The following is a 24599-nucleotide window of genomic DNA, read 5'->3' on the forward strand; positions in this document are numbered from 1 at the left end:
CATGGCTAAAATTCGTGTAGGACGGGTCGGCGAACAGATTAAAAAAGAGCTGAGCCAAATTATCCAGACCGAGTTGAAGGACCCTCGTATCGGATTTATTACGGTAACGGGTGTTGAGGCGACAAGCGATCTTTCCCAGGCGCGTGTCTACCTCAGCGTGCTCGGCAGCGAAGAACAGAAAGAAGAAACCCTTAAAGCGCTTGGCAAAGCAAACGGATATCTCCGTTCGGAGCTTGGCAAGCGGATGCGTCTACGTCATACACCGGAACTTCTGTTCAAATTCGACAGCAGCATCGAGTATGGCAGCCGCATCGAGGGGCTGCTCGAAGAAATCAACCGCGGGAATAAAGGCCAATGACGGCCGGCGCGGACTACGGGCAACAGCTTGAAACTGCACTTGCATTTATGCGGGAAGGAGACGACTTCTTAGTCGTCTCCCACGTGCAGCCCGATGGTGATGCGATCAGCTCTACATCGGTTATAGGCTGGATGCTTGATCAATTGGGGAAAACAAAAACGCTGATCAATGAAGGAGAATCTCCTTCACGGCTTAATTACTTAAGAGGCTTTGATCAAATCGTCAATTACCGCAAGGAGAAGCCGGGGCAAACGTACACGCATGTCATTGCGGTCGATTGCGCCGATTTTCGGCGTATTGGCGAGGTTTCAGCCTTGTTTGCGCAGGACGCAAAAATACTTAATATCGACCATCACCCTACCAATGACGGGTTTGGGGCGGTTAATGTCATTCGTCCCAATGCGGCGGCTACGGTTGAGATCCTGTATGATCTGATCGAATGGTCCGGTTTTAACATCGATGTGGAATGCGCAACGGCCATCTACACGGGACTGCTAACGGATACCGGCGGTTTCCGCTATTCCAATACTAGTCCCAAAGTGATGGATGTGGCTTCCCGCATGCTCTCACTCGGCGCGCCGGGACACCAGCTCGCTGATCATTTGCTAGAGAAGATGACGATGGCCAAGCTGAAGCTTCTTCAGCGCTGCTTGGCGAGGCTGACCTTTACGGAGGATCAGCAGATCGGCTGGCTGTACGTGGGCAAGGATGATATGAAAGAGATCGGCGCTGTGCCGGATGATTTGGAAGGGATCGTTAATTACGCACTCAATATTGACGGCGTGGAAGTCGGAATTCTTTTCAAAGAAACGGAAGATGGCGGAGTGAAGGCAAGTCTACGTTCCGCGGGAAAAGCGGATGTTGCGGCTATTGCTCAAGCGATGGGCGGCGGCGGGCATGTCCGTGCGGCCGGATGCCGGATGCAAGGGACGCTTACCGAAGCCATGCAGGAGCTTATTGAAGCCGTTAGAAAGGCGTTGAATGAATAGATGGACGGAATTATTGCCGTATGGAAGCCTGCCGGTTGGACGTCGCATGATGTAGTGGCGAAAGTACGGCGAATCGTTCGTATGAAGCGTATCGGGCATGCGGGAACTCTAGATCCCATGGTTACCGGCGTTTTGCCGCTGTGCCTGGGAAGATCAACAAGAATGGTTGAATATTTGCAGGAGAGGCCAAAAGCCTACGAAGCGGTCATTCAGCTCGGCACAGCTACGGATACGGAAGACTTGACGGGGACAGTCCTTGAAGAGCAGACTGGAATCAAGGTTACGAGAGAGCAAGTTCAGCGGGTGCTGCAGACCTTTGTTGGCGAGATTGATCAGGTTCCGCCGATGTTTTCCGCCGTGAAGGTAGATGGCAAGCGGCTTTATGAGCTGGCAAGGGAAGGCAAGACCGTTGAACGGAAATCACGCAAAGTGACCATTCATCGGATTGACCTTCTGAATGCGGATCTTGATGCGGATAAACCCCGTTTCGCGTTTTCCGTCATTTGCTCCAAGGGTACGTATATTCGCACGTTATGCGTGGATATCGGCCGTGCCCTTGGCGTTCCGGCTGCAATGGCGGAGCTCACCCGGACGATGTCCGGGGGTATTACGCGAGAGCAATGCGTGACGCTTGAAGAGCTGGAGGAGCTGCAGGCTGCGGGCAGGCTGGAGGAGAAGCTGCTTCCTTCTGATATCGCCATTGATCATCTTCAGCGGGTTCAAGCAAATGCGTCGGTTACCGAGATGGCGCTTCGAGGGCAGAAAATACCGTACAATCGGATGGCCGCTTCCTTCGATTCCAGCAGTCTCGTACGCCTATATGGAGAGAATGATGCTTTTATCGGAATTTTTGAGGCCGATGATCAAGCATTGGCGCTTAAGCCGGTGAAAGTATTTTCCTAACCGGGATTATATAGAGGAATTGCAGGTGTATCAGCATGGAAATTATATCCCTTACTTATCCTTTATCCGAATGCCCGGCTTTGCTTCAGAACAAGAAGCTCGCTGTGGCAATCGGACATTTTGACGGGGTTCACCGCGGCCATCAGAACGTGATTACCCAAGCGGTGCAAATCGCGAAGGACACGGGCGCATTGTCTGCCGTGATGACCTTCCTGCCGCATCCGAAAGAGGTTCTTGGACAAGGCGATCAATATTTCAACTGCTTAACGCCGCCGGAAGAGAAACAGGCTTTGTTTGCCGAGCTTGGCGTGGATATCATGCTGGTGGTGAACTTTGACCTGACCTTTGCCGCAATCAGTCCGCAGCAGTTCGTAGACGAAGTGCTGCGTCCTTTGCGGGCAGGGCATGTTGTGGTTGGATTTGATTTTACTTTTGGAGCCAAAGGCATGGGCAATCCGGAAATGATGAGAACGTTGGGCAATCCCGATATTACCGTCGATATCGTCGAGCCTCTTTACGAGAATGGCGAAAAGATAAGCAGCACGTACATCCGGGCCGCACTCGAGAAAGGTGACATCGCGCTGGCAACAACACTGCTCGGCCGTCCTTATGAAGTGGAGGGCATTGTTGTACACGGAGATGCGCGCGGAAGAACGATCGGTTTCCCGACGGCCAACGTAGGGTTGTCCAAGCCTTACGTAACTCCTTGTCTCGGCGTATTTGCCATTAAGGCGAAGGTGGCGGGCAAGACTTATTACGGCGTGCTCAATCACGGAATGAAGCCTACGTTTAACAAAGAGGAGATTCGTCCCGTGTTGGAGGCGCATCTGTTCGATTTCCATCAAGATATATACGGAGAGCCAATTGAGCTTGAATTCCACTCCTTTATCCGGGCGGAGAAACGTTTTGGTTCGGTACATGAATTAATTGAGCAGATTGGGGAAGACGCGAAGCAAACCAAGCAATTCTTTGGCTTGTCCTAAGCGCGGCATTTACTTGCTATCTTCATTGTGCTATACTAAAAAACGTTGTGGGCGAGAACGGCTTGTCCGTAAATCGTGCCGCACTTGAACCTTAGCTTGGAAATCAGCTCTCACCGGCGGTTTCGAGGCTAACGGCGATTAACTGAAACAGGAGGTGAACGAGGATGGCAATTACACAAGAGCGTAAGCAACAACTGATCGACACTCACAAAACACACGCGAGCGATACGGGTTCCCCGGAAGTTCAAGTGGCTATCCTGACGGAAAACATCGTGAACTTGACGCAACATTTGCGGGAGCACAAGAAAGATCATCATTCCCGCCGTGGTCTGCTCAAGATGGTAGGTCAACGCCGTAAGCTGTTGGCATACCTGAAAAACAAAGATGTTAAACGTTATAGCGCATTGATCGAAAAACTCGGCCTTCGCCGCTAGAACAAGTTTCATGAAAAGCAACCTGGTTGTCTTGCCGTCCGGGCTACCGGAGCCGGCAGAATCGGGTTGCTTTTTGTAATATCGCAACATTCAGCAGGATATACCAGCCCTGTTCACGAATGTAATGAAAACCAATGGTTACATAATGACTTTAAGCACATGCTTGCTTACGAGCAAGTATGGCTTCAAATTTCTTTTTTAGGAGGGAATACGTTTGCAACGAGTAGAGATGTTATTAGGCGGCAGACCGCTTGTTTTGGAAACAGGCCGTTTGGCGAAGCAAGCCAATGCTGCTGTAACGGTACGCTACGGGGATACCGTTGTTCTTTGTACGGTAACGGCTTCGGCTGAACCGAAAGATCTGGATTTCTTCCCGCTTACGGTTAACTATGAAGAACGTTTGTATGCGGTTGGCAAAATCCCTGGCGGATTTATTAAACGCGAAGGACGACCGAGCGAGAAAGCGATTCTGAGCAGCCGATTGACGGACCGGCCGATTCGTCCGCTGTTCCCGGAAGGCTTCCGTAACGATGTTCAAGTAGCGAATATCGTGATGAGCGTAGATCAGAACTGCACGCCGGAAATTGCGGCAATGATCGGTACTTCCGCAGCGCTGAGCATTTCCGATGTACCGTTTAACGGTCCTATCGGCGGCGTTAACGTAGGTCGTATCAACGGTCAATTCATCATTAACCCGACTGTGGAGCAAGAGGCGGAGACTGAGATCTTCGTTACCGTTGCGGGTACGAAAGACGCCATCATGATGGTGGAGGCCGAAGGCAATGAAGTGCCAGAGGACGTAATGCTCGAAGCGATCATGTTCGGCCATGATGAAATCAGAAAAATCGTCGCAACGATTGAAGAACTTCAAGCTGCCGCAGGCAAACCAAAAATGGAAGTCAAGCTTCATACCGTTAACGCGGAAGTGAACGCTGCCGTTCGCGCCTTCGCTTCGGAGAAACTGGTTGCAGCTATCCGTATTCCGGAGAAGCATGCTCGCCAAGACGCAATTGATGCCGCAAACAGCGAGACTGTCGCTCACTTCGAAGAAGTATACGCCGAAACTCCCGAGCTTCTGGCAGACGTAAAAGAAGTGCTGTACGACATCGTAAAAGAAGAAGTCCGCCGTTTGATTACGCATGACAAAGTGCGTCCTGACGGCCGCGCGCTTGACGAGATCCGCCCAATCGAATGCGATGTGGCTTTGCTGCCGCGTACGCACGGTTCCGGTCTGTTTACGCGTGGACAAACACAAGCATTAAGCATCTGTACGCTTGGTGCGCTTGGCGACGTTCAAATCCTGGACGGCATTAGTCCGGAGGAGACCAAACGCTTCATGCACCATTACAACTTCCCGCCGTTCAGCGTTGGTGAAGCACGTCCGCTTCGTCCTCCTGGCCGCCGCGAGATTGGCCACGGAGCACTGGGCGAGCGCGCATTGTCGAAGGTTATTCCTTCGGAAGCGGACTTCCCGTACACAATCCGTCTTGTATCCGAAGTTCTGGAATCGAACGGTTCGACGTCCCAAGCAAGTATTTGCGCAAGCACGCTTGCCATGATGGATGCAGGCGTACCGATTAAAGCACCAGTAGCGGGTATCGCAATGGGCCTGATCAAGGACGGCGACCATTTCTCCATTTTGTCCGATATCCAAGGCATGGAAGACCATCTCGGCGACATGGACTTCAAGGTTGCAGGTACGGCGCAAGGGGTTACCGCGATCCAAATGGATATCAAAATCAACGGTATCGACCGTGCGATTCTATCGCAAGCGCTTGAGCAGGCGCGTATCGGACGTATGCATATTTTGGGCAAAATGACGGCAGTCATGTCCCAATCGCGTTCGAGCTTGTCGCAATACGCTCCTAAAATCCTTACTCTTCGTATCAACCCTGATAAGATTCGTGACGTTATCGGCTCCGGCGGTAAGATCATCAATAAAATTATTGAAGAAACCGGCGTGAAAATCGATATCGAGCAAGACGGCATGGTGTTTATCGCTTCTTCCAACGAAGAGATGAACCAACGCGCGAAAGCGATTATCGAGGGAATCGTAAAAGAAGTCGTGGTAGGCGAGGTTTACCTCGGAACCGTGAAAAGGATCGAGAAATTCGGCGCGTTTGTTGAAATTCTCCCGAACAAAGACGGACTCGTTCATATTTCGCAGCTCTCTACCGAGCGCGTGGCGAAGGTGGAAGATGTCGTTGCGATTGGCGATCAGATTACGGTAAAAGTTACGGAAATCGATCAGCAGGGCCGAATTAACCTGTCCCGCAAAGCTGTTCTGACTCCAGAAGTTCCAGCGCAGTAATCCTACTGCGCTTCCATAAGCAAGACAGCAAAGAGCCAGATTTGATCTGTCTCTTTTTGTTTTGCTTGGGAAGCATAATCTCGTCCAGCTCCACATACCTATTAGACAAGCGCAGGCGTATGGATAAGCTATGCCTGCATCCGCCGCGGAAGCGGCGTATAACGATAAGTAGGAGCTGGAATGATGCGTATGCGGAAAAAAATCATCGGGCTTGGTGCTGCCTTTATCGTACTATTTGTTTTTATCCGGCTGAACGTAGGGGGCGTCATGGATTACATTCAAGCCGTTAAAGGGCAGGAAGCTGTCGTTACGGGGACAGAGCCCTCTATTTCCGATGAGGAAAAAGCGAAGCTGCGGGAAACCATAGAAGCAGAGGCTCAGCAGCGCTATGTTGAACCCGTTGATGCGCGGATTGACCGGGTGTGGAAGGCGATTCCCGGCTATAACGGGCTGGAAGTCGATGTCGAAAAAACGTATCAGCAAACGCTCGCAAGCGGTAATACCACGCCTATTCAGTATGTATACAAAGAGGTTCCTCCGAAAATTTCTTTGAAGGATTTGGGGCCATGGCCGATCTATAAGGGCAATCCGAACAAAAAAATGATCGCGATCATGGTTAACGTCGCTTGGGGGAACGAATATCTCCCGGCCATATTGAACACCTTCGATAAAGAAAACGTCAAGGCTACCTTTTTCTTGGATGGCTCTTGGCTGAAGAAATACCCGGATGTTGCGAAACAGATTCAGGAACGGGGACATGAAATTTCGAATCATGCGTATTCGCATCCCGACATGAAAACCCTAAATAGGCAATCCCAGTATACGCAAATTTCCCGTACCGAGGATTTAATCAAGGGGACGCTCGGCGCGCAGAACAAATGGTTCGCTCCGCCTTCCGGCTCTTACAATCAGACAACGGTTCAGGTTGCCAGCGAGCAGGGCTTGATGACGGTTATGTGGACGATTGATACGGTAGATTGGCGCAAGCCGTCGCCGGATTGGATTATCCAGAAAATTTCCTCGAAGCTGGAGCCCGGCGCGCTTATTCTCATGCATCCAACCGCTTCGTCAAGGGATGCGCTTACTGGGATGATCCGAGAAGCGAAGCGGCAGGGATACGCGCTGGGCACGGTTAGCGAAACGCTGTCATCCGACCGTCTGCCTGCTGCGGTTGAGCAGACTCCCTAAATTTGTTATAGTGAAATCATTCATCTTCGGACCATGCATGCTTACGAAGCATGAATCACCGCAGATGGTTGATAACCAACCTATGTTTGGCAATTCATTAAGCTCATGCTTACGAAGCATGAATCACCGCAGACGGTTGATAACCAACCTTTGTTTGGCAATTCATTAAGCTCATGCTTACGAAGCATGAATCACCGCAAACGGTTGATAACCAACCTTTGTGTGGCAATTCATTTTAGGAGGATACCAAGTGAATAAATACACGCTCAGCAATGGCCTCCGCGTCGTTGTGGAATATTTGCCGACATTCCGGTCGGTCTCCTTCGGCATCTGGGTAAAGACCGGTTCTCGCAATGAAACGCCCGAGAACAACGGGATTTCCCATTTTATCGAGCACATGCTGTTCAAGGGCACGAACGGCCGCACAGCTAAGGACATTGCCGATCTGTTTGACGGGATTGGCGGCAACGTAAATGCTTTTACATCCAAAGAATACACCTGCTACTTCGCAAAGGTATTGGATGAGCATCTTCCTCTTGCGGTCGACGCATTGTCGGATATGTTCTTCGAATCTAAGCTGGATGCGGAGGAACTGGCAAAAGAGAAAAACGTCATTTTGGAGGAAATCTCCATGTACGAGGATACGCCGGATGACAAGGTGCATGATGAGGCTTCACGAGCAGCCTACGGCGGCCACCCGCTTGCTTATTCCATTCTTGGTCTGGAAGAACGCCTTACGGCCATGAATTCGGAATCGCTGCGCGGTTATATGAATGATACATACACGATTGAGAATACGGTAATCAGCGTTGCCGGCAACGTGGAGGAAACCAAGCTTCTGGCACTCCTCGAGCAATACTTCGGCCGCTTTCAGAACAAAGGAAAGAGCAGTATTGTTACGGCTCCTACGTTCCACGGCGATTATGTTTACTTCAAGAAAAAAACGGAGCAGAATCATCTCTGCCTTACCTTCCCAGGCTGTTCCAACTCTGACCCGCAGCTATATGCCATGATTCTGCTTAACAATGCGCTTGGCGGGGGCATGAGCTCAAGGCTGTTCCAGGAAATCCGCGAGAAGCGGGGCCTGGCTTATTCGGTTTATTCCTATCATACGTCTTATGCGGACAGCGGATTGTTTACCGTTTATGCGGGAACAGCGCCGAAGCAGACGAAAGATGTGCTTGATCTGACGCTTGAGCAGATGGAAGAGCTTTCGGTGAAGGGACTTAGCGACGAAGAATTGCATCGCGGGAAAGAGCAGCTGAAGGGCAGCCTGATCCTGAGCCTTGAGAGCACGAGCAGCCGGATGAACCGCCTCGGCAAAAACGAATTGATGATCGGAAGACACTATACGTTAGACGAAATGCTGCAACGCATCGACAATGTCACGATGAAGGATGTACGCGAAGTAACGGAGCGGATGCTGTCCGTGCCGTTTGCCGTTGCCATGGTTGGAACTAACGATAAAGCTGCAGCTCAGATCGGGAGGGATCGTTTTGTTTCAAATTCTCTTTAAACGGCTGCCGGGTAATGAAGATATCGCATTGCCTGGTAAAATGTCCGAGTGGGCTGCGGGCTTTGACCTGCAAGCCGCTGTAAACGAGCCGGTCGTGCTTGCGCCAGGGGAGCGCAAGCTGATCCCGACCGGCCTTGCGATGGCGATGCCGCCGCAAGTGGAAGCTCAGGTTCGTCCCAGAAGCGGACTGGCATTCAAGCATGGTATCACTTGTTTGAATTCACCGGGCACCATCGATGCGGATTACCGCGGCGAAGTGAAGGTACTGCTCATTAATCTGGGCCAAGAGCCGTTCACCATCAACCGCGGCGAGCGTATCGCCCAAATGGTTATTCAGCGGCTGCCGGAAATCACGATCGCCGAAGCGGATGAGCTTCCCGATACTGTCCGCGGCGCAGGCGGTTTCGGGCATACCGGCGTGTAAGAACGGGATGGGGTATCAAACGAAAACCCAAAATATCCGGTCTGCACTCAATTGAACCATAATAGCACCAAGACCAGGTTAACCTTGGTTTTGGTGCTTTTTTTGCGTTCCAAAATATTGGCTTTCACCATTCTGGGCGCAGGGCATAAGATGGTCTATAGCTAGTGCGCAGAAAGGAGTGAAGCCTACATGCTAACAGGCGTTCAAATACTGCTGCTAGGAGGCGATGCGAGACAGCTTGAAGTTATTCGCAAGTTAACGGAGCTGGATGCAACCGTAACGGTGTCCGGTTTTGACGGACTGCATTCTTCCTTGGACGGCGCAGTGCAAGCCGAATTTGACGAAAGTTTGTTTGACGATGTTGATGCACTGCTGCTGCCTGCAGTAGGCACGGATGATAACGGCTTTATTCATGCTGTATTCAGTGACCGCCAGATGCAGTTGGAGGATCGACATATCGCTAGGCTGCCTAAGCATTGCAAGGTGTATGCCGGGATGGCAAAGCCCTATTTGCGGGAGCTTTGCGAGAAGCATCAGATTGGTCTTGTCGAGCTGTTCGACCGTGATGATGTTGCGATCTACAACTCCATTCCGACGGCAGAAGGGGCCATTATGATGGCCATTCAGAATACGGATATTACGATACATGGATCAACAAGCATGGTATTGGGATTTGGCAGAACCGGGTTTACGATGGCCCGGACCTTGCAGAGCTTAGGCGCAAAAGTACTGATTGGCGTAAGGCGCAGCGAGCATTTCGCAAGGGCTGCGGAGATGGGTTTTACGCCGTTTTACACAAGTCAACTCCTCCAAAATACGGGTAATATTGACTTGCTTTTTAATACAATTCCGACTATGATAATCACAGCGCAAATTATAGCAAATTTGCCTTCGCGAACCGTTATTATTGACCTTGCTACAAAGCCTGGCGGAACCGATTTCCGCTTCGCCGAGAAGAGAGGCATTAAAGCGATACTCGCGCCCGGACTTCCCGGTATCGTCGCACCTAAAACAGCTGGACGAATCATAGCGGATTGCTTGACTCAGTTGATTACGGACGATTCGATAAAGCGGGGGAATGGGTAATGGATTGGACAGGGAAAACAGTCGGGTATGCGCTGTCTGGCTCGCACTGTACATTGGCTGAAATTATGCCTCAAATAAAAAGGTTTGTCGATGCTGGCGCAAATGTGGTGCCAATCGTATCGCAATCCATTATGACAACAGACACGCGATTCGGATCGTCTGAAGAATGGCAGACGCAGCTGAAGGCGATAACCGGCAATGAAATTATTTCGACGATTGTGCAGGCTGAACCGCTTGGTCCGGCAAAGCTTTTCGACGTGCTTCTGATTGCCCCATGCACGGGCAGCACGACAAGCAGACTCGCGAACGCGATTACCGATAGCGCCGTGCTTATGGCGGCGAAAGCTCAAATGCGCAATCTAAGGCCACTTGTGCTTGCAATTTCGACTAATGACGGTCTCGGATTAAATGCTGCTAATATCGCAAAGCTGTTAGTCGCTAAAAATATTTATTTCGTGCCATTTGGCCAGGATAACCCGGCACAAAAACCAAACTCGCTTGTGGCGAGAATGGATCTGGCTTTGGAAGCATGCGAAGCAGCCTTGCAGGGGAAACAGCTGCAGCCGTTACTGATTGAGCGGTTCAATTATTAAGATGCTCTTATAGGTGTATCATCTATTACAAGCAGGCGGCGACGTATTCGGGACGCTGGCGATTCAGCCGGGGGCCTTGAATTCGATTACGCCGCTTGTTTTGTCTTCATTCATTCAAATTGAAATTGTTCGACTTGTGCCACAAAAACAACTACGACCGGGAAGATGTCTGTCTTCGGTTAGGCATATCCACTCAGACATCTTTGTATCGGTTACGGAGGAAAGACAGCAATGCGCATCCTGGTACAAAAGTTCGGGGGCACTTCACTTTCGACCGATCATGCTAGAAGCTATTGTCTTCAACATATTGCAAGAGAGCTCGCAAATGGCTATAGCGTTGTAGTCGTTGTTTCGGCGATGGGCCGTTCCGGGGATCCGTACGCTACGGATACCTTGCTTCAGCTCATCCGCAGCAACGGCGATAAGCTGCCGGCGCGGGAGCGGGATATGCTGCTGGGCTGCGGGGAGATTATCTCGGCCGCGGCGTTATGCAGCTTGCTTTGCTCCGAAGGGATACCATCCGTCGTTTTAAACGGCGGCCAAGCAGGAATCATTACGGATGATCAATACGGCCACGCCCGGATTAAAGAGCTGCGTCCCGAGAAGATATTGCAGCATTTGCGGGACGAGAAGGTCGTAATAGTAACCGGGTTTCAAGGAAGCACGGAAAGCGGCGACATGACGACGCTCGGCCGGGGCGGGAGCGATACGTCGGCTACCGCGTTAGGCGCGGCGCTTCGTGCAGAAATGGTTGACATTTATACGGATGTTAACGGGATATTGACGGCGGATCCCCGCATCGTGGAAAATGCGAAGCCGCTCCAGGTTGTCAGCTATGCGGAGATCTGCAATATGGCACGCCAGGGAGCGAAAGTCATTCATCCGCGCGCGGTGGAAATTGCCCAGCAGGCAAGAATTCCGGTACGCGTAAGATCGACCTTCTCCATGGAGGAAGGGACTCTCGTCTCCGATGCGGCGTTCACCCCGGTTACCGACCGTCAAGCTACGGGGATTGCGCATGTATCGGGGGTAACGCAAATAACGGTTAAAGCGATCGAGGGCAGAAGCGACGTGCAGCTTCAAGTGTTCCAGACGATGGCAAAGCATCATATCAGCGTTGATTTTATTAACGTTACGCCAAGCGGAGCCGTATACACCGTATTCGACCAGGACGCTGACCGGGCAGTATCGGTTCTTCAGGAATGCGGATATGATCCGCTCGCTGTTCGCGGCTGCGCCAAGGTGTCCGTCATTGGCGGCGGTATGAACGGCGTGCCGGGCGTTATGGCCCATATAGTGGAAGCCTTAACCGAGGAAGGCATTACAATCATGCAATCCGCCGACTCCAATACAACGATTTGGGTACTGGTGAAGGCAGAGGATATGGTGAAGGCCGTAAGGGCGCTTCATGCGAAGTTTGAACTTCATATATAATCGATAATAGCTGTTGCGCTTACGAAGTGAAGTACTTTTCAGGAGGTCATAACAATGGATTTTGGTAGATTAATTACTGCAATGGTCACGCCTTTCGATGAAAATGGTCAAATTGACTGGAACACGACCGGTCGTTTGATCGATTATCTGATTAAAGAACAGCAAAGCGACACGCTTGTTGTATCCGGCACCACGGGTGAATCCCCAACCTTGACGGAAGATGAGAAAGCGGAGCTGTTCCGTTACGCTGTGGAGCGCGCTGCCGGCCGCTGCAAAATTATTGCCGGAACGGGAAGCAACAATACAGCGCATTCGATTCATCTGACGAAGGTAGCGGAAGATGCCGGCGTAGACGGAGTGCTTCTGGTTGCGCCGTACTATAACAAGCCGAATCAAGAAGGTTTGTATCAACACTTCAAAGCAATCGCTGAATCTACCAATTTACCTGTCATGCTCTATAACGTTCCAGGCCGCACAGGTATTAATATTTCCGTTGAAACCACACTCCGCCTTGCGGAACTTGATAATGTGGTTGCAACCAAAGATTGCGCATCCTCCGATCAGTTGTCGCAGATTATTGCCGCAGCTCCGGATCATTTCCGTGTTTACAGCGGCGATGACAGCGCAACACTGCCGACTCTTGCGATTGGCGGTTACGGTATCGTAAGCGTGGCGAGCCACATCATCGGCACTAAAATGAAGCAGCTGATCGAATCGTACCTGAGCGGCGATGTAAAGCAGGCAGCCAAGCTTCATGCGGAATGCTACCCGGTGTTCAAAGGCTTGTTCGAATGTCCTCACCCGGTTCCTAATCCGGTTGCCGTTAAATACGCGCTTGAGCTGCGCGGCATGCCTGTAGGAGGGGTTAGGCTTCCGCTCGTGGCAGCCAGCGAAGCCGAAGCGGCTTTTATTAGCAAGCTGGTCTAATATAATTTTGATTTGACCTCTATAAGCAGGGCGGAGAGATTATCTCCGGCCTGCTTTTTTGCATTCGCGAGCGGGACAAACGGGCGGTTGTTTCACCTTGTTTTCCGTCTTTTTTATCATGTATAATGAGGTCAAGTGAAACGGACGGAAAATTCATACAATTAGCTGGAACGGAGAATGGTTTCATTCGAAGGAGGTAAGCACTTGTCGAAGAAAATTCAGGATAAGCTTCTCGTATTTGCCCTTGGCGGAGTTGGCGAGATTGGCAAGAATATGTATGTTGTTCAGTATTCGAACGATATTGTCGTCGTGGACGCGGGACTTAAGTTCCCCGAAGAAGATATGCTGGGGATCGATATCGTTATTCCGGATATTTCCTATTTAACGGAAAATCGGGATAAAGTCAGAGCCATTCTGATCACGCATGGCCATGAAGACCATATCGGCGGTTTGTCCTACGTACTGAAGCAGCTAAATGTCCCCGTGTATGGAACCAAGCTGACATTAGGGCTGATTGAAGGGAAGCTGAAGGAAGCCGGTATACTCGGGGAGACCAAGCGGATCGTAATCGATGCGGATTCCGAAGTGCAGCTCGGGACAATAAGGGCAAGCTTTTTCAAAACGAATCACAGCATTCCGGACTCCATTGGCGTTGCGCTTGATACGCCGGAAGGAACGATCGTACATACCGGTGACTTCAAATTTGATTACACGCCGGTGAATGGTCAGTACGCGGATCTAAAACGGATGGCGGAGATCGGCCAAAGAGGCGTACTCGCACTCCTGTCGGACAGCACCAATGCGGAAAGACCCGGTTATACGCCATCGGAGAAAAATGTCGGGGAAGCGCTTGAAGATATTTTTCGCAAGTCCTCTCAACGCGTAGTCGTGGCAACCTTTGCTTCCAACGTGCATCGAATTCAGCAGGTTATCAACGCCGCAATTGCAACTAACAGGCATGTGGCTGTTGTCGGGCGCAGCATGGTTAATGTCGTCACGGTCGCATCGGAGTTGGGGTATCTGCACATTCCGGACGGAATGATAATTGAGCCCGAGGAAGTGAATAAGCTGGCTGCCGACCGCGTGGTCGTTCTGTGCACGGGCAGTCAAGGCGAGCCCATGTCGGCCTTAACGAGGATGGCGAGGTCGACTCATCGCAAGGTTGATATTTTGCCTGGGGATACCGTTATCATTGCCGCTACGCCTATACCGGGAAATGAGCGTTACGTCGGCAGAACCGTGGATGAGCTGTTCCGCTTGGGCGCTCATGTCATATACGGCCCCGGTTCCATATCGGGCGTGCACGTGTCGGGTCACGGAAGTCAGGAAGAATTAAAGCTGATGCTTAATTTAATCAAGCCGAAATATTTTATACCGATCCACGGGGAGTACCGGATGCTTAAGCAGCACGCTCAGCTCGGGGAAGCCGTAGGTATTGAACGGAGTCATATATTTGTCATCGAGAACGGGGAAACCGTTGAGTTTCAAGGTGGTCTAGCCCGGAAAGGCTCCAAGGTGCAGGCAGGCAATATATTGATTGACGGGCTTGGCGTGGGAGATGTCGGCAACATTGTGCTGCGGGACCGCAAGCTTTTATCCCAGGACGGCATTCTTGTTGTCGTTGTTACGCTCAGCAAACAGGATGGGGGATCCATTATCTCAGGTCCGGACATTATCTCTCGCGGTTTTGTATACGTGAGGGAATCGGAAGGGTTGTTAGACGAAGCAACCAAAATTGTCACTTCAACGCTTAATAAGCTGATGCATGATAAGGTAAACGAATGGGCTTCGCTCAAAACGAATGTAAAAGATGCCTTAGGGCGCTTCTTATACGAACAGACCAGACGTCGGCCAATGATTCTTCCGATTATCATGGAAGTTTAATTTGAAAGAACGTTCCAACGAGGAGTGATCGAGCTCCTGAGGGGCGTTCTTTTTTGCTTGCGCAAGCCGTATAAATTCGCCATTCCACCTCATACTATGACGAGCGCTTACGTTAATGAGGGGGAATAAATATGAATTACATGAATGAAGATCAGCCGCAGCAGCCGGATCCGGCAGAGAGCGAGAAGAAGAAGCAAAATTCGATCGTGGAAACGATACAGCAATTAGGGCAGACGACTACTCCGGCGTCGGAATCGAATATTTTCTGCATGACGATTATCGGACAGGTGGAGGGCCATATCGTCCTGCCGCCGCAAAATAAAACAACCAAATACGAGCATCTCATTCCGCAGCTTGTCGCCGCGGAGCAAAATCCGAAGATCGAGGGCATTCTGATCGTGCTCAATACCGTTGGCGGCGACGTTGAAGCGGGACTTGCCATCGCCGAGATGATCTCTTCCTTGTCCAAGCCTACGGTGACGCTGGTGCTTGGCGGCGGACATTCCATTGGCGTTCCGATTGCAGTGGCGGGCAACATGTCCTTTATTGCGGCGACGGCCACCATGACCATTCATCCGATTCGTCTGAACGGTCTCGTTATCGGAGTACCTCAAACGTTCGAATATCTGGATAAGATGCAGGAGCGCATCTTGAAGTTTGTGACCATGCATTCCAATGTGACGGAAGAGAAATTTAAAGAACTGATGTTCAAGACCGGCGAACTTACGAGAGATATCGGCACAACCGTTATCGGTTCGGATGCCGTGAAATACGGCCTGATTGACGCGGTAGGCGGATTAGGGGATGCGCTTAGGGAGCTTAACAGCCGGATCGCCGAGCGTAAGCCTGCAGCGCAGACAGGGGTGTACAATTAATGACGCTCTATACGATTATGCCGCTTGAGAATGTCTTCGACGGCATTCACGGAGAACCGGAGCCTTCCCAGGAAGTATGGGTCAACGGCGTATTTATGCAGGTTCAACCCGTAGCGCCGGGTATGGGGAAAATCGTTCGCCTGCTTCATTGCAGCCTCGATGATTATTTAAAGCCGGAGCTCGCACCGGGTAATTTCGTCATGTTCGGACAGCCGCCGATGTCGTAAAAATACGTACAAAGGTTCTTATGTCCAATAGGAACCTTTGCCTGGATATGGTATAATGCTAGGCAGAGGTGACGAAGCATTGGCTAAGAAAAGACGAAAGAAAAAATCGATAACTACGCAATTAAAATATGAAGTATACGGTATTTTGCTTATTACGGTATCGGTAATTGCTTTATCGGGAGAGGCTACGGTTGGACGCTCCTTGTCCAAGCTGTTTGGCTTGTTCCTGGGCAAGTTTTATTTTGTATTGGCACTGGTCGGCATTTACGTCGGACTGGTTGTCATGGTCAAAAGGGCTTGGCCGCGCGGTTGGACCAATCGTCGGACAGGCCTTCTTGTGTTTGTTTTGGCCCTTGCGTTATCCAGCAGCATAGCAGAAATCGACCGTAAGCTGCTTCCGACTTCCGACTTGACGGGTGGAGCTATTCTTCACCAGCTTGGCCAGGACATGAAGGACGAGCTGTTGTCATTCGACGGTGCCGATGACAGGCCGATCAGCCAGCGAGCCATAAGCGGCGGTTATATTGGGGCAATCGAATATTCGATGCTGTTCACGCTTTTCGGTTATTTTGGCTCCAAGCTGATTGCAGGCGTTATGTACGCTATCGCCATTATGCTGCTTACGGGCAAATCGTATGTGGAGCTTGCCCGTATCGGCCGGGACAAGAGCATACGAATGTTCAAGCTGCTTGCCGCCAAATGGTCGAAGGGGGCGGCGCTTCGGAGCGCAGCCAAATCAAACAAAGCCGTCAATCCCCCGGTATTCGCGCAATCCGATGCGATTGACGACGATGACGAGGATGATGATTACGCGGCAGCACTTCCGCCAAGGCGCAAGAAATCGCTTTTCTTCTCCTGGAGACATCAGGAACAGAACAATCAGCCTGAAGCGCAAAACGCCCATGACGATTGGTCAATGAACGAAGAGCATTACAACGGAGGACACGACGGCGACGCCAAGCCTCATTGGGCGAAAGCACAGCCTTGGGATGACGACGAACAGTGGGACCCCAACGGCGAAGGCGATTCCGGTATGAGTCACAAGCAACAGGAGGACGGGCTTCCTCCATGGGAGGAGCAGCAGCCTGAGCCCGGCAGCCATACTTCCGCTGCTCCTGCATATAACGAGTTCGAGGAAGACGAGGAGCCGGCTGTCATTACGAGATTGGTTCCGCGCGCAGATACATACGACGAGGTAGAGCCAGAGGATCACCATATAGCTGAGGCCGTTATAACGGACTCAGCTCGATATGCGGAAGATTACGAGCAACACGAAACGGAGCCTTCCGCCCCGGGGCAGGAGCCTCAGGAAGATATTGCGGAAACGGATAAGTCCGCAACGACGGGCATCCATCAGCCGGCATCGGATGCGCCTGTCAAGAAGCCATACTTGCTGCCGCCTTTCTCTCTGCTTGCCAAGCCAAGCTTGATGGCAAGAGGCGGCGACGGGGCGGATGCCATGGATTCGAAGCGTAAGCTGGAAGCCACGCTGGAGAGCTTTGGCGTGAAAGCCAAGGTGCTTGATGTCGTGCGCGGTCCGGCGGTTACGCGTTATGAGGTTCAGCCGGCATCGGGCGTGAAGGTAAGCCGGATTGTCAGCCTGACGGACGATATCGCCTTGGCGTTAGCCGCAAAGGATATCCGCATGGAAGCGCCGATTCCGGGTAAATCGGCGATCGGCATCGAAGTTCCTAATATGGAAGTATCGATGGTGACCATGCGCGAAGTCATGGAAACCGCCACCTTCCAAAATGCTCCGTCCAAGCTGTCGATCGCGTTTGGCCGGGATATTTCCGGTCAACCGATCATTGGCAACCTGGCGAGAATGCCCCATCTGCTGGTAGCCGGAGCTACGGGTTCGGGTAAATCGGTCTGCATTAACGGTATCATCACCAGCATTTTGTACAAGGCTGCTCCGGATGAAGTAAAGTTTCTGATGGTCGACCCTAAGATGGTTGAATTAAACGTATATAACGGAATTCCGCATTTGCTTGCGCCGGTTGTAACCGACCCAAGGCGCGCGGCACTTGCCTTGAAGAAAATTGTTGTCGAGATGGAGAAGCGCTATGAGCTGTTCTCCAAATCGAGCACGCGAAATATCGAAGGCTACAACGCTTTGATGGCCGAGAATCCCAAAGCCGTACTTCCTTACATCGTCGTAATTGTCGACGAGCTTGCGGATTTGATGATGGTTGCGTCAAACGACGTTGAAGATTCCATTGCAAGGCTTGCCCAGATGGCCCGCGCCGCGGGCATCCATCTCATTATCGCTACGCAGCGTCCGTCGGTAGACGTTATTACGGGGGTTATTAAAGCGAATATCCCGTCCAGGATTGCCTTCGGCGTATCCTCGCAGGTCGACTCCCGTACCATTCTGGACATGGTTGGCGCGGAGAAGCTGCTGGGCAGAGGAGACATGCTGTATCTGCCGGTTGGCATGTCGAAGCCGATTCGCGTGCAAGGGGCCTTCTTGTCCGATCAGGAGGTCGAGGCCCTTGTCGATTACGCAAGAGGTCAGGCCGAAGCGGAATACAAGGAAGATCTGGTGCCTGAGGTAGAGGAAGAGTCGGCAGATCCGGAGGAAGTACTGGACGAGCTATACGATCAAGCCGTTCAGATCGTTCTCGAAGCGAAGCAGGCATCCGTATCGCTTCTTCAGCGGCGGATGAGGGTTGGTTATACCCGCGCGGCAAGGCTTGTGGACCAAATGGAAGCACGGGGGATCGTGGGTCCTTACGAAGGCAGCAAGCCGCGGGAGGTCCTGATGTCGATCGAGCAATACCAGGCCAGCCGCATTCCTTCATGAGCAGCCTCGGCCTTTCCTACGGCAATACGCAATGATGAATAGAAGCAGGAATCCCTTCTCATACTAGAGTTAGGTAACGCAGCTAATCGCGGACTAACTTGCAAGAGAAAGGCAGAATCCTACATGAAAAATCGATTAATTGTCGTGACTGCCATCATCGTGATGGTATTGTTCGGAATGCATTCCCTCCAGCAATCATCGCAGGATGATGCAAAAGCAACGTTCAGCAATGCTACTTTAACGGTAGGTTCATCCGGCTCGGATGTCTACGAGCTGCAGGGCAGGCTTAAATATTTGGGCTATTACAACGGTGCGATCGACGGGAGCTTCGGTACCAAGACGAAAAATGCGGTGACTTGGTTCCAATGGAAGTTCGGGATGAAATCCGACGGGGTAGTTGGGGCAAAAACCAAGCTCAAGCTGTGGGAGGCCACGAAAAACTGGCAGCCGACCGCTGCGGACACCGGCAATACATCCGGCAGCTCCGGCAGCGGCAGCAACAACGGCTCGGATACCGGGTCTTCAAGCGGAAGCACGCCGTCGAAATCCAATAATCTCGGTCTTTCGGAAAGCGATTTGAAGATTATGGCGAATGCGGTATACGGGGAATCGCGCGGCGAACCGTACGAAGGCCAGGTAGCGGTAGCAGCCGTTATTCTGAACCGCTTGAAGTCGCCGAGCTTCCCGAACACAATCTCCGGCGTTATCTTCCAGCCTCTTGCGTTTACGGCAGTGGCTGACGGCCAGATCTGGCTGACTCCAAACGAAACGGCCCGCAAGGCCGTGCAGGACGCTATCAACGGATGGGATCCTACGGGCGGCTGCACGTACTATTTCAATCCCGAGACGGCAACGTCCAAATGGATCTGGTCCAGACCTCAGGTGAAGACCATTGGCAAGCATATTTTCTGTATGTAAGGATTATCAGAAGCAGCCTTTCTGCCTTGGGCAGGCAGGTTGCTTCTTCCATTTCGTATCGGTTAGAATGGGTATAGGAAGCATGAAAATGGAATACATTTACTATATTCCATTTCACTCGGAAGGAGCAAACGGAAGTGACATTATTCGAAAGAGGGCAAATCGGCCGGATTAGGCTGCATGTAATGCCAACCAAGCGGTTCAAGACGTTTGCGATATCGCTGTTCGCCGGACTGCCTTTATCTGAAGAGGCTGTAACAAAAACCGCGCTCGCCCCGTTTGTTTTGCGCCGCGGGACGGTATCTACGCCCGAGACGAAGGCTTTCCGCGAGAGGCTGGATGATTTGTACGGCGCCGGATTCGGCTTTGATGTATATAAAAGAGGCGATTCTCAAATCGTTCAATTCCGCATGGACGTGATCAACGATCATTTCGTATCGTCCGACGTTCCGCTGCTGAGTTCGTCGTTGAGGTTCCTTGGCGAAGTCGTGACGGAGCCGGTAACGGAAGACGGCGAATTCCGCCGCAAGTATGTGGATGCGGAGAAGCAGACGTTGACGAAGCGTCTGGAATCCATCGTTAACGACAAGATCCGGTATGCGGCTGAACGCTGCATGGAAGAGATGTGCGCCGGCGAGCCTTACCGTCTCCATCCTCTTGGCAAGCTGGAGGAAATCAGCTCCATAACGCCGGAATCGCTATATAGTCAATATAAACAGTGGCTAAGTGAAGCCGCATTCGATTTATACGTCGTTGGCGATACAACGATGGGGGAAGTAGCCGCCCTTGCGAAGGAAGCTTTCCGCATCGAGAATGGCCATCCTGCCAGCTACTCGACTCCGTCTATCGCCCATGAAGTTCGCAATGTCAAAACCGTTGTCGAACGCATGGACGTTAACCAGGGCAAGCTGAACATGGGACTGCGTACGAATGTCGGCTATGGCGACGACGATTACGCGGCTTCCTTGATGTATAACGGAATTCTTGGCGGTTACCCGCATTCCAAGCTGTTCCTGAACGTCCGGGAGAAAGAGAGCCTTGCTTATTACGCGGCCTCCAGGCTGGATGGGCATAAAGGTTTGCTTACGATTCAATCGGGTATCGAAATCGACAACTACGAGAAGGCGGTTACGATCATCAAGGAGCAGCTGGAGAGCATGCGGCAAGGCAAGCTTTCCGACCTTGAGATGAATCAGACCAAAGCGATGATTGCCAATCATCTCCGGGAGCTGCAGGATTCCGCTTACGAGATGATCGCTTATGATTTTAATGCCGTGCTTTCCGGCAAAGAAAGAACGGCACAGCAGCTGCTTGACGAGATTGAAGCGGTAACGGCAGAGGATATCGTCCGGGTTGCGGGATTGGCGCAGCTGGATACGATTTATTTCTTGCGCGACCAGAAGGAGGCCTGACGGCATGGAGACACTCGACTATAAAGGCGTTCAGGAAACGCTATACCGCGAAGTGCTGGATAACGGCCTCGAAGTGATCGTCCTGCCGAAGGAAGGCTTTCAGAAAACCTACGCGACCTTTGCAACCAAATACGGTTCCGTCGACAACAAATTTGCCGTAGGCGATCAAGAGCCTGTTCGCGTGCCGGACGGGATTGCCCATTTTCTGGAGCATAAGATGTTCGAGGAGCCTACCGGCGATATCTTTGCCACGTTTGCTTCGCAAGGTGCATCGGCCAACGCGTTCACAAGCTTCGACCGTACCGTTTATTTGTTCTCCGCAACGGAGCAGATTCCGGCAAATCTCGAAACCTTGATCGATTTTGTCCAGCATCCTTATTTTACCGATCAGAACGTGGATAAGGAAAAGGGCATTATCGCACAAGAGATTAACATGTACAAAGACAATCCGGATTGGCGTGTATACTTCGGCCTGATTGATGCCATGTACCACACCCATCCTATTCATATTGATATCGCCGGTACCGTGGAGTCGATTTATCAGATCGATAAGGAAACGCTGTACCGCTGTTATGAAACGTTTTACCATCCGTCCAATATGCTGTTGTTCGTAGTAGGCGGAGTGAAGGCGGAGGAGGTATTCGAGCTTGTGCGCAACAATCAAGCCCGCAAGACCTTCAAGCCGCAAGGAGAAATCAAACGCTTCTTCGAGCATGAACCGGAAAGCGTTAAAGTGCCGAGGAAAGTAACGAAGCTCCCGGTATCGCTTCCTAAAGTCATGTTTGGCTTCAAGGAGAAGAAAACCGGACTTACGGGCCAGGCTCTCCTAAGCCACGAAGTGACCTCCAAGCTGATGCTTGACGCCTTGTTCGGCGCCAGCTCTGCCTTGTATCAGGATTTGTATGAGCAAAATCTAATTTCCGATTCCTTCGGAACGGAATTTAACGTTAGCACGGATTATGCTTTCTCGGTTATTGGCGGCGACTCGCCGAATCCGGATGAACTGCTTAGCCGAATCCGTACGGCTGTAGAAGAAGCGCTGCGCACGGGGATTGAACCTGCAGCCTTTGAACGGTCGAAGCGGAAAAAAATCGGCGGATATTTGCGGATGCTGAACTCCCCTGAAGCGATTGCCGGCGAATTTACGCGATACCGGTTCCGCGACAGCGACATGTTTGATCTCTTGTCCCTGTACGAGAATTGCACGCTGGAGCAAGTGAATGAACGGATCCGCGAGCATTTCGATTTCCAGCAGCTAGCGATATCCATCGTTGAGAAGCCGGACGGACAGCCGGTTTAATGAAGCCTTTCAAAGAAATGACGGTATTGATAACCGGGGGAAGCCGCGGCATCGGCGCTGCCATCGCGCAGCGCTTTGCCTCGGAAGGACTTAATATCGTCATTCATTATAGGGAATCGCATGAAGCGGCTAACGAAACAGCAAGAGCGTGCATGCGCCTGGGCGCCAATGTCATGACCATTTCGGCCGATCTTCGTTCGAAGGAGCAACTCACGAGGATGAAAGAGAAGCTGGAGGCTCATGGCATGCTGCCCGATATCCTTGTCAATAACGGGGGAATCTCCCATTATGGCATGCTGATGGATGTGACGGAGCAGGAATGGGACGATGTGATGGCCGTGAACCTGAAGGGCATGTTTTTGTCCAGCCAGCTTTTTATGCCGAATATGATCTCCAACCGGTTTGGGCGGATTATTAACGTGTCGTCGATCTGGGGGATGTCAGGCGCTTCCTGCGAAGTGCTGTACTCCACAACCAAAGGCGGCATGAATGCCTTTACGAAGGCGCTCGCCAAGGAGCTTGCTCCTTCGGGAGTTACCGTTAACGCGGTGGCGCCGGGAGCCGTCGATACAAAAATGATGAGCGGTTTTAACGAGGAAGAGAAGGCGGCGCTCGAGCAGGAAATTCCGCTGGGCCGTTTCGGACAACCCGACGAAGTCGCTTCGCTGGTGTATTTCTTGTCCTTGCCGGAATCGTCGTACATAACCGGGCAGATCATTAGTCCAAACGGCGGATGGCATACTTAACGCCTCAGATCCGTGCGCGTGCGTATAATTCGTTTCGCCTCTACGCAGAATAACATTTGTTGAGTGCTACACTCTTCTCAAAATGTACTTATCCAGGAGGCGAAATAAAATGTCAAACGTTCTTTCTAGTTTCGACAATTGGAAAGAGTTTTTGTCGGACCGCGTGGCACAAGCCAAAAACAACGGGATGTCTGAAGAGACCATTAAAAATTTGGCTTACGAGATTGGTTCCTTCCTCGACGAGAAGGTTGACCCTAAAAATGAGCAGCAGCGTGTACTGAAGCAGCTATGGGATGCGGGCGACGAGCATGAACGCAAAACGGTAGCCGGTCTTATGGTAAAGCTGGTCGAACAAACTTAATTGCTCGCATCTGCAGAAAAGCCTCCCAATTTGGAGGCTTTTCTGCAATGTCTGCGAATAGGTTGCAGGAATGTGACGAAAATTGTAGAATAAATTTTTATAAGCGAGTCAATCAAATGGGATTGGTGACAACAAGGGACGGTGTGAAATGGCAAAGCAGCAATACTATATGGAATACAAAATACATAAGAACCGGCCGGGTCTTCTCGGCGATATCGCATCACTGCTAGGTATGCTTGAGGTAAACATTATGACGATTAACGGCGTAGAGGACCGTACGCGCGGCATGCTGCTCCAGACGGATGACGAAGAAAAAATCGTCCTGCTCGGCAAAATGCTGCAGAAGGTGGATAACATCACGGTTAACAAGCTTCGCACGCCTACGATCGTTGACATATTGGCTGTCCGTCACGGACGTTATATCGAACGTGACTCGGATGACCGCAAAACCTTCCGTTTTACAAGGGACGAGCTAGGTATTTTGGTTGATTTTCTCGGGGAAGTGTTTAAACGGGACGGCAATCAGGTTATTGGTTTGCGTGGCATGCCGCGTGTAGGCAAGACGGAGTCGATTATTGCCGGGAGCGTATGCTCGAACAAGCGATGGACCTTTGTATCGTCGACTTTGCTGAGACAAACCGTACGCAGCCAGCTGTCCGAGGACGAAATGAACGACAACAACATTTTTATCATTGACGGTATCGTAAGCACAATTCGCTCCAACGAGAAGCACTACTCGCTGCTGCAGGAAATTATGGCGATGCCTTCCACGAAGGTTATTGAGCATCCGGATATCTTTATTAAGGAATCGCAATACGATTACAGCCATTTTGACATGATTATCGAGCTGCGAAATACACCTGACGAAGAGATTACATACGAATCATTTACGGCCAATTATTCCGATAATGAATTCTAGCAGAG

General features: G+C 51.3%; 23 protein-coding genes. All 23 read left to right on the top strand.

Translation table 11 applies throughout. The features are described 5' to 3' along the window. The first annotated feature begins 1 nt into the window (after window position 1). Window positions 2-358 (top strand): 30S ribosome-binding factor RbfA, encoded by a 357-nt coding sequence (gene rbfA, locus FHT67_RS11320; RefSeq protein WP_015844983.1) that lies wholly within the window; start codon window positions 2-4, stop codon window positions 356-358. Further along, window positions 355-1347, top strand: coding sequence for a DHH family phosphoesterase (locus tag FHT67_RS11325; RefSeq protein ID WP_167198159.1), 993 nt, complete (start codon window positions 355-357; stop codon window positions 1345-1347). The genes rbfA and FHT67_RS11325 overlap by 4 nt, the downstream gene beginning before the upstream one ends. Then, entirely contained in the window at window positions 1348-2250 is a 903-nt protein-coding gene (gene truB, locus FHT67_RS11330; RefSeq protein WP_167198162.1) for a tRNA pseudouridine(55) synthase TruB, read from the top strand. A gap of 35 nt (window positions 2251-2285) precedes the next feature. Further along, window positions 2286-3233 (top strand): bifunctional riboflavin kinase/FAD synthetase, encoded by a 948-nt coding sequence (locus FHT67_RS11335; protein WP_167198165.1) that lies wholly within the window; start codon window positions 2286-2288, stop codon window positions 3231-3233. A gap of 164 nt (window positions 3234-3397) precedes the next feature. Then, window positions 3398-3667: a 30S ribosomal protein S15 gene (gene rpsO, locus FHT67_RS11340; RefSeq protein ID WP_132305571.1), complete on the top strand. Its 270-nt coding sequence runs from the start codon at window positions 3398-3400 to the stop codon at window positions 3665-3667. A 229-nt stretch (window positions 3668-3896) separates the two neighbouring features. Then, window positions 3897-5978 carry a polyribonucleotide nucleotidyltransferase gene (pnp, locus tag FHT67_RS11345; protein WP_132307139.1) on the top strand — a complete coding sequence of 694 codons (2082 nt, stop codon included), beginning with the start codon at window positions 3897-3899 and terminating at the stop codon, window positions 5976-5978. Window positions 5979-6158: 180 nt separating this feature from the next. Continuing rightward, window positions 6159-7166, top strand: coding sequence for a polysaccharide deacetylase family protein (locus FHT67_RS11350; RefSeq protein WP_132305569.1), 1008 nt, complete (start codon window positions 6159-6161; stop codon window positions 7164-7166). A 250-nt stretch (window positions 7167-7416) separates the two neighbouring features. Continuing rightward, window positions 7417-8682 (top strand): insulinase family protein, encoded by a 1266-nt coding sequence (locus FHT67_RS11355; protein WP_167198168.1) that lies wholly within the window; start codon window positions 7417-7419, stop codon window positions 8680-8682. Further along, the gene (gene dut, locus FHT67_RS11360) at window positions 8663-9106 is read left to right on the top strand and encodes a dUTP diphosphatase (protein ID WP_132305565.1); all 444 of its coding nucleotides are present in this window, start codon (window positions 8663-8665) and stop codon (window positions 9104-9106) included. The genes FHT67_RS11355 and dut overlap by 20 nt, the downstream gene beginning before the upstream one ends. 189 nt (window positions 9107-9295) lie before the next feature. Next, window positions 9296-10192: a dipicolinate synthase subunit DpsA gene (gene dpsA, locus FHT67_RS11365; RefSeq protein ID WP_132305563.1), complete on the top strand. Its 897-nt coding sequence runs from the start codon at window positions 9296-9298 to the stop codon at window positions 10190-10192. Beyond that, complete coding sequence (locus FHT67_RS11370; RefSeq protein WP_132305561.1) at window positions 10192-10785, top strand: dipicolinate synthase subunit B; 594 nt, start codon at window positions 10192-10194, stop codon at window positions 10783-10785. Before dpsA ends, FHT67_RS11370 begins: the two co-directional genes overlap by 1 nt. A gap of 231 nt (window positions 10786-11016) precedes the next feature. Continuing rightward, the gene (gene dapG / locus FHT67_RS11375; RefSeq protein WP_167198170.1) at window positions 11017-12219 is read left to right on the top strand and encodes an aspartate kinase; all 1203 of its coding nucleotides are present in this window, start codon (window positions 11017-11019) and stop codon (window positions 12217-12219) included. A gap of 54 nt (window positions 12220-12273) precedes the next feature. Further along, complete coding sequence (gene dapA / locus FHT67_RS11380) at window positions 12274-13146, top strand: 4-hydroxy-tetrahydrodipicolinate synthase (protein ID WP_167198173.1); 873 nt, start codon at window positions 12274-12276, stop codon at window positions 13144-13146. 204 nt (window positions 13147-13350) lie between these two features. Continuing rightward, a complete protein-coding gene (locus FHT67_RS11385; protein ID WP_167198176.1) occupies window positions 13351-15030 on the top strand; it encodes a ribonuclease J in 1680 nt (559 codons plus the stop codon). Window positions 15031-15161: 131 nt separating this feature from the next. Further along, on the top strand, window positions 15162-15905 hold the full coding sequence (locus FHT67_RS11390; protein WP_132305553.1) for a ClpP family protease: 744 nt from the start codon (window positions 15162-15164) through the stop codon (window positions 15903-15905). After that, window positions 15905-16132: a YlzJ-like family protein gene (locus tag FHT67_RS11395; RefSeq protein ID WP_132305551.1), complete on the top strand. Its 228-nt coding sequence runs from the start codon at window positions 15905-15907 to the stop codon at window positions 16130-16132. The genes FHT67_RS11390 and FHT67_RS11395 overlap by 1 nt, the downstream gene beginning before the upstream one ends. A gap of 79 nt (window positions 16133-16211) precedes the next feature. Then, entirely contained in the window at window positions 16212-18938 is a 2727-nt protein-coding gene (locus tag FHT67_RS11400) for an FtsK/SpoIIIE family DNA translocase (RefSeq protein ID WP_132305549.1), read from the top strand. 123 nt (window positions 18939-19061) lie between these two features. Next, window positions 19062-19856, top strand: a complete 795-nt coding sequence (gene sleB / locus FHT67_RS11405; RefSeq protein WP_132305547.1) for a spore cortex-lytic enzyme — start codon at window positions 19062-19064, stop codon at window positions 19854-19856. Window positions 19857-20041: 185 nt separating this feature from the next. Next, window positions 20042-21268, top strand: a complete 1227-nt coding sequence (gene yfmF, locus FHT67_RS11410; protein ID WP_167198426.1) for an EF-P 5-aminopentanol modification-associated protein YfmF — start codon at window positions 20042-20044, stop codon at window positions 21266-21268. Window positions 21269-21272: 4 nt separating this feature from the next. Further along, complete coding sequence (gene yfmH / locus FHT67_RS11415; RefSeq protein WP_132305544.1) at window positions 21273-22568, top strand: EF-P 5-aminopentanol modification-associated protein YfmH; 1296 nt, start codon at window positions 21273-21275, stop codon at window positions 22566-22568. After that, complete coding sequence (ymfI, locus tag FHT67_RS11420; RefSeq protein WP_132305542.1) at window positions 22568-23314, top strand: elongation factor P 5-aminopentanone reductase; 747 nt, start codon at window positions 22568-22570, stop codon at window positions 23312-23314. Before yfmH ends, ymfI begins: the two co-directional genes overlap by 1 nt. Window positions 23315-23423: 109 nt before the next feature. Continuing rightward, window positions 23424-23675, top strand: a complete 252-nt coding sequence (locus tag FHT67_RS11425) for a DUF3243 domain-containing protein (RefSeq protein ID WP_132305540.1) — start codon at window positions 23424-23426, stop codon at window positions 23673-23675. 148 nt (window positions 23676-23823) lie between these two features. Beyond that, window positions 23824-24594 carry a DUF3388 domain-containing protein gene (locus tag FHT67_RS11430; RefSeq protein WP_132305538.1) on the top strand — a complete coding sequence of 257 codons (771 nt, stop codon included), beginning with the start codon at window positions 23824-23826 and terminating at the stop codon, window positions 24592-24594. Window positions 24595-24599 lie beyond the last annotated feature (5 nt).

Origin of the sequence: Paenibacillus sp. BK720 (assembly GCF_011761545.1) — a bacterium.
Lineage (GTDB): Bacteria > Bacillota > Bacilli > Paenibacillales > Paenibacillaceae > Pristimantibacillus.

Bases quoted from the DNA above. Each gene is read 5' to 3' on its own strand.
- rbfA (WP_015844983.1), top strand. From the start codon at position 2: ATGGCTAAAATTCGTGTAGGACGGGTCGGCGAACAGATTAAAAAAGAG.
- FHT67_RS11325 (WP_167198159.1), top strand. From the start codon at position 355: ATGACGGCCGGCGCGGACTACGGGCAACAGCTTGAAACTGCACTTGCA.
- truB (WP_167198162.1), top strand. From the start codon at position 1,348: ATGGACGGAATTATTGCCGTATGGAAGCCTGCCGGTTGGACGTCGCAT.
- FHT67_RS11335 (WP_167198165.1), top strand. From the start codon at position 2,286: ATGGAAATTATATCCCTTACTTATCCTTTATCCGAATGCCCGGCTTTG.
- rpsO (WP_132305571.1), top strand. From the start codon at position 3,398: ATGGCAATTACACAAGAGCGTAAGCAACAACTGATCGACACTCACAAA.
- pnp (WP_132307139.1), top strand. From the start codon at position 3,897: ATGTTATTAGGCGGCAGACCGCTTGTTTTGGAAACAGGCCGTTTGGCG.
- FHT67_RS11350 (WP_132305569.1), top strand. From the start codon at position 6,159: ATGATGCGTATGCGGAAAAAAATCATCGGGCTTGGTGCTGCCTTTATC.
- dpsA (WP_132305563.1), top strand. From the start codon at position 9,296: ATGCTAACAGGCGTTCAAATACTGCTGCTAGGAGGCGATGCGAGACAG.
- FHT67_RS11370 (WP_132305561.1), top strand. From the start codon at position 10,192: ATGGATTGGACAGGGAAAACAGTCGGGTATGCGCTGTCTGGCTCGCAC.
- dapG (WP_167198170.1), top strand. From the start codon at position 11,017: ATGCGCATCCTGGTACAAAAGTTCGGGGGCACTTCACTTTCGACCGAT.
- dapA (WP_167198173.1), top strand. From the start codon at position 12,274: ATGGATTTTGGTAGATTAATTACTGCAATGGTCACGCCTTTCGATGAA.
- FHT67_RS11390 (WP_132305553.1), top strand. From the start codon at position 15,162: ATGAATTACATGAATGAAGATCAGCCGCAGCAGCCGGATCCGGCAGAG.
- FHT67_RS11395 (WP_132305551.1), top strand. From the start codon at position 15,905: ATGACGCTCTATACGATTATGCCGCTTGAGAATGTCTTCGACGGCATT.
- sleB (WP_132305547.1), top strand. From the start codon at position 19,062: ATGAAAAATCGATTAATTGTCGTGACTGCCATCATCGTGATGGTATTG.
- yfmF (WP_167198426.1), top strand. From the start codon at position 20,042: ATGCCAACCAAGCGGTTCAAGACGTTTGCGATATCGCTGTTCGCCGGA.
- yfmH (WP_132305544.1), top strand. From the start codon at position 21,273: ATGGAGACACTCGACTATAAAGGCGTTCAGGAAACGCTATACCGCGAA.
- ymfI (WP_132305542.1), top strand. From the start codon at position 22,568: ATGAAGCCTTTCAAAGAAATGACGGTATTGATAACCGGGGGAAGCCGC.
- FHT67_RS11425 (WP_132305540.1), top strand. From the start codon at position 23,424: ATGTCAAACGTTCTTTCTAGTTTCGACAATTGGAAAGAGTTTTTGTCG.
- FHT67_RS11430 (WP_132305538.1), top strand. From the start codon at position 23,824: ATGGCAAAGCAGCAATACTATATGGAATACAAAATACATAAGAACCGG.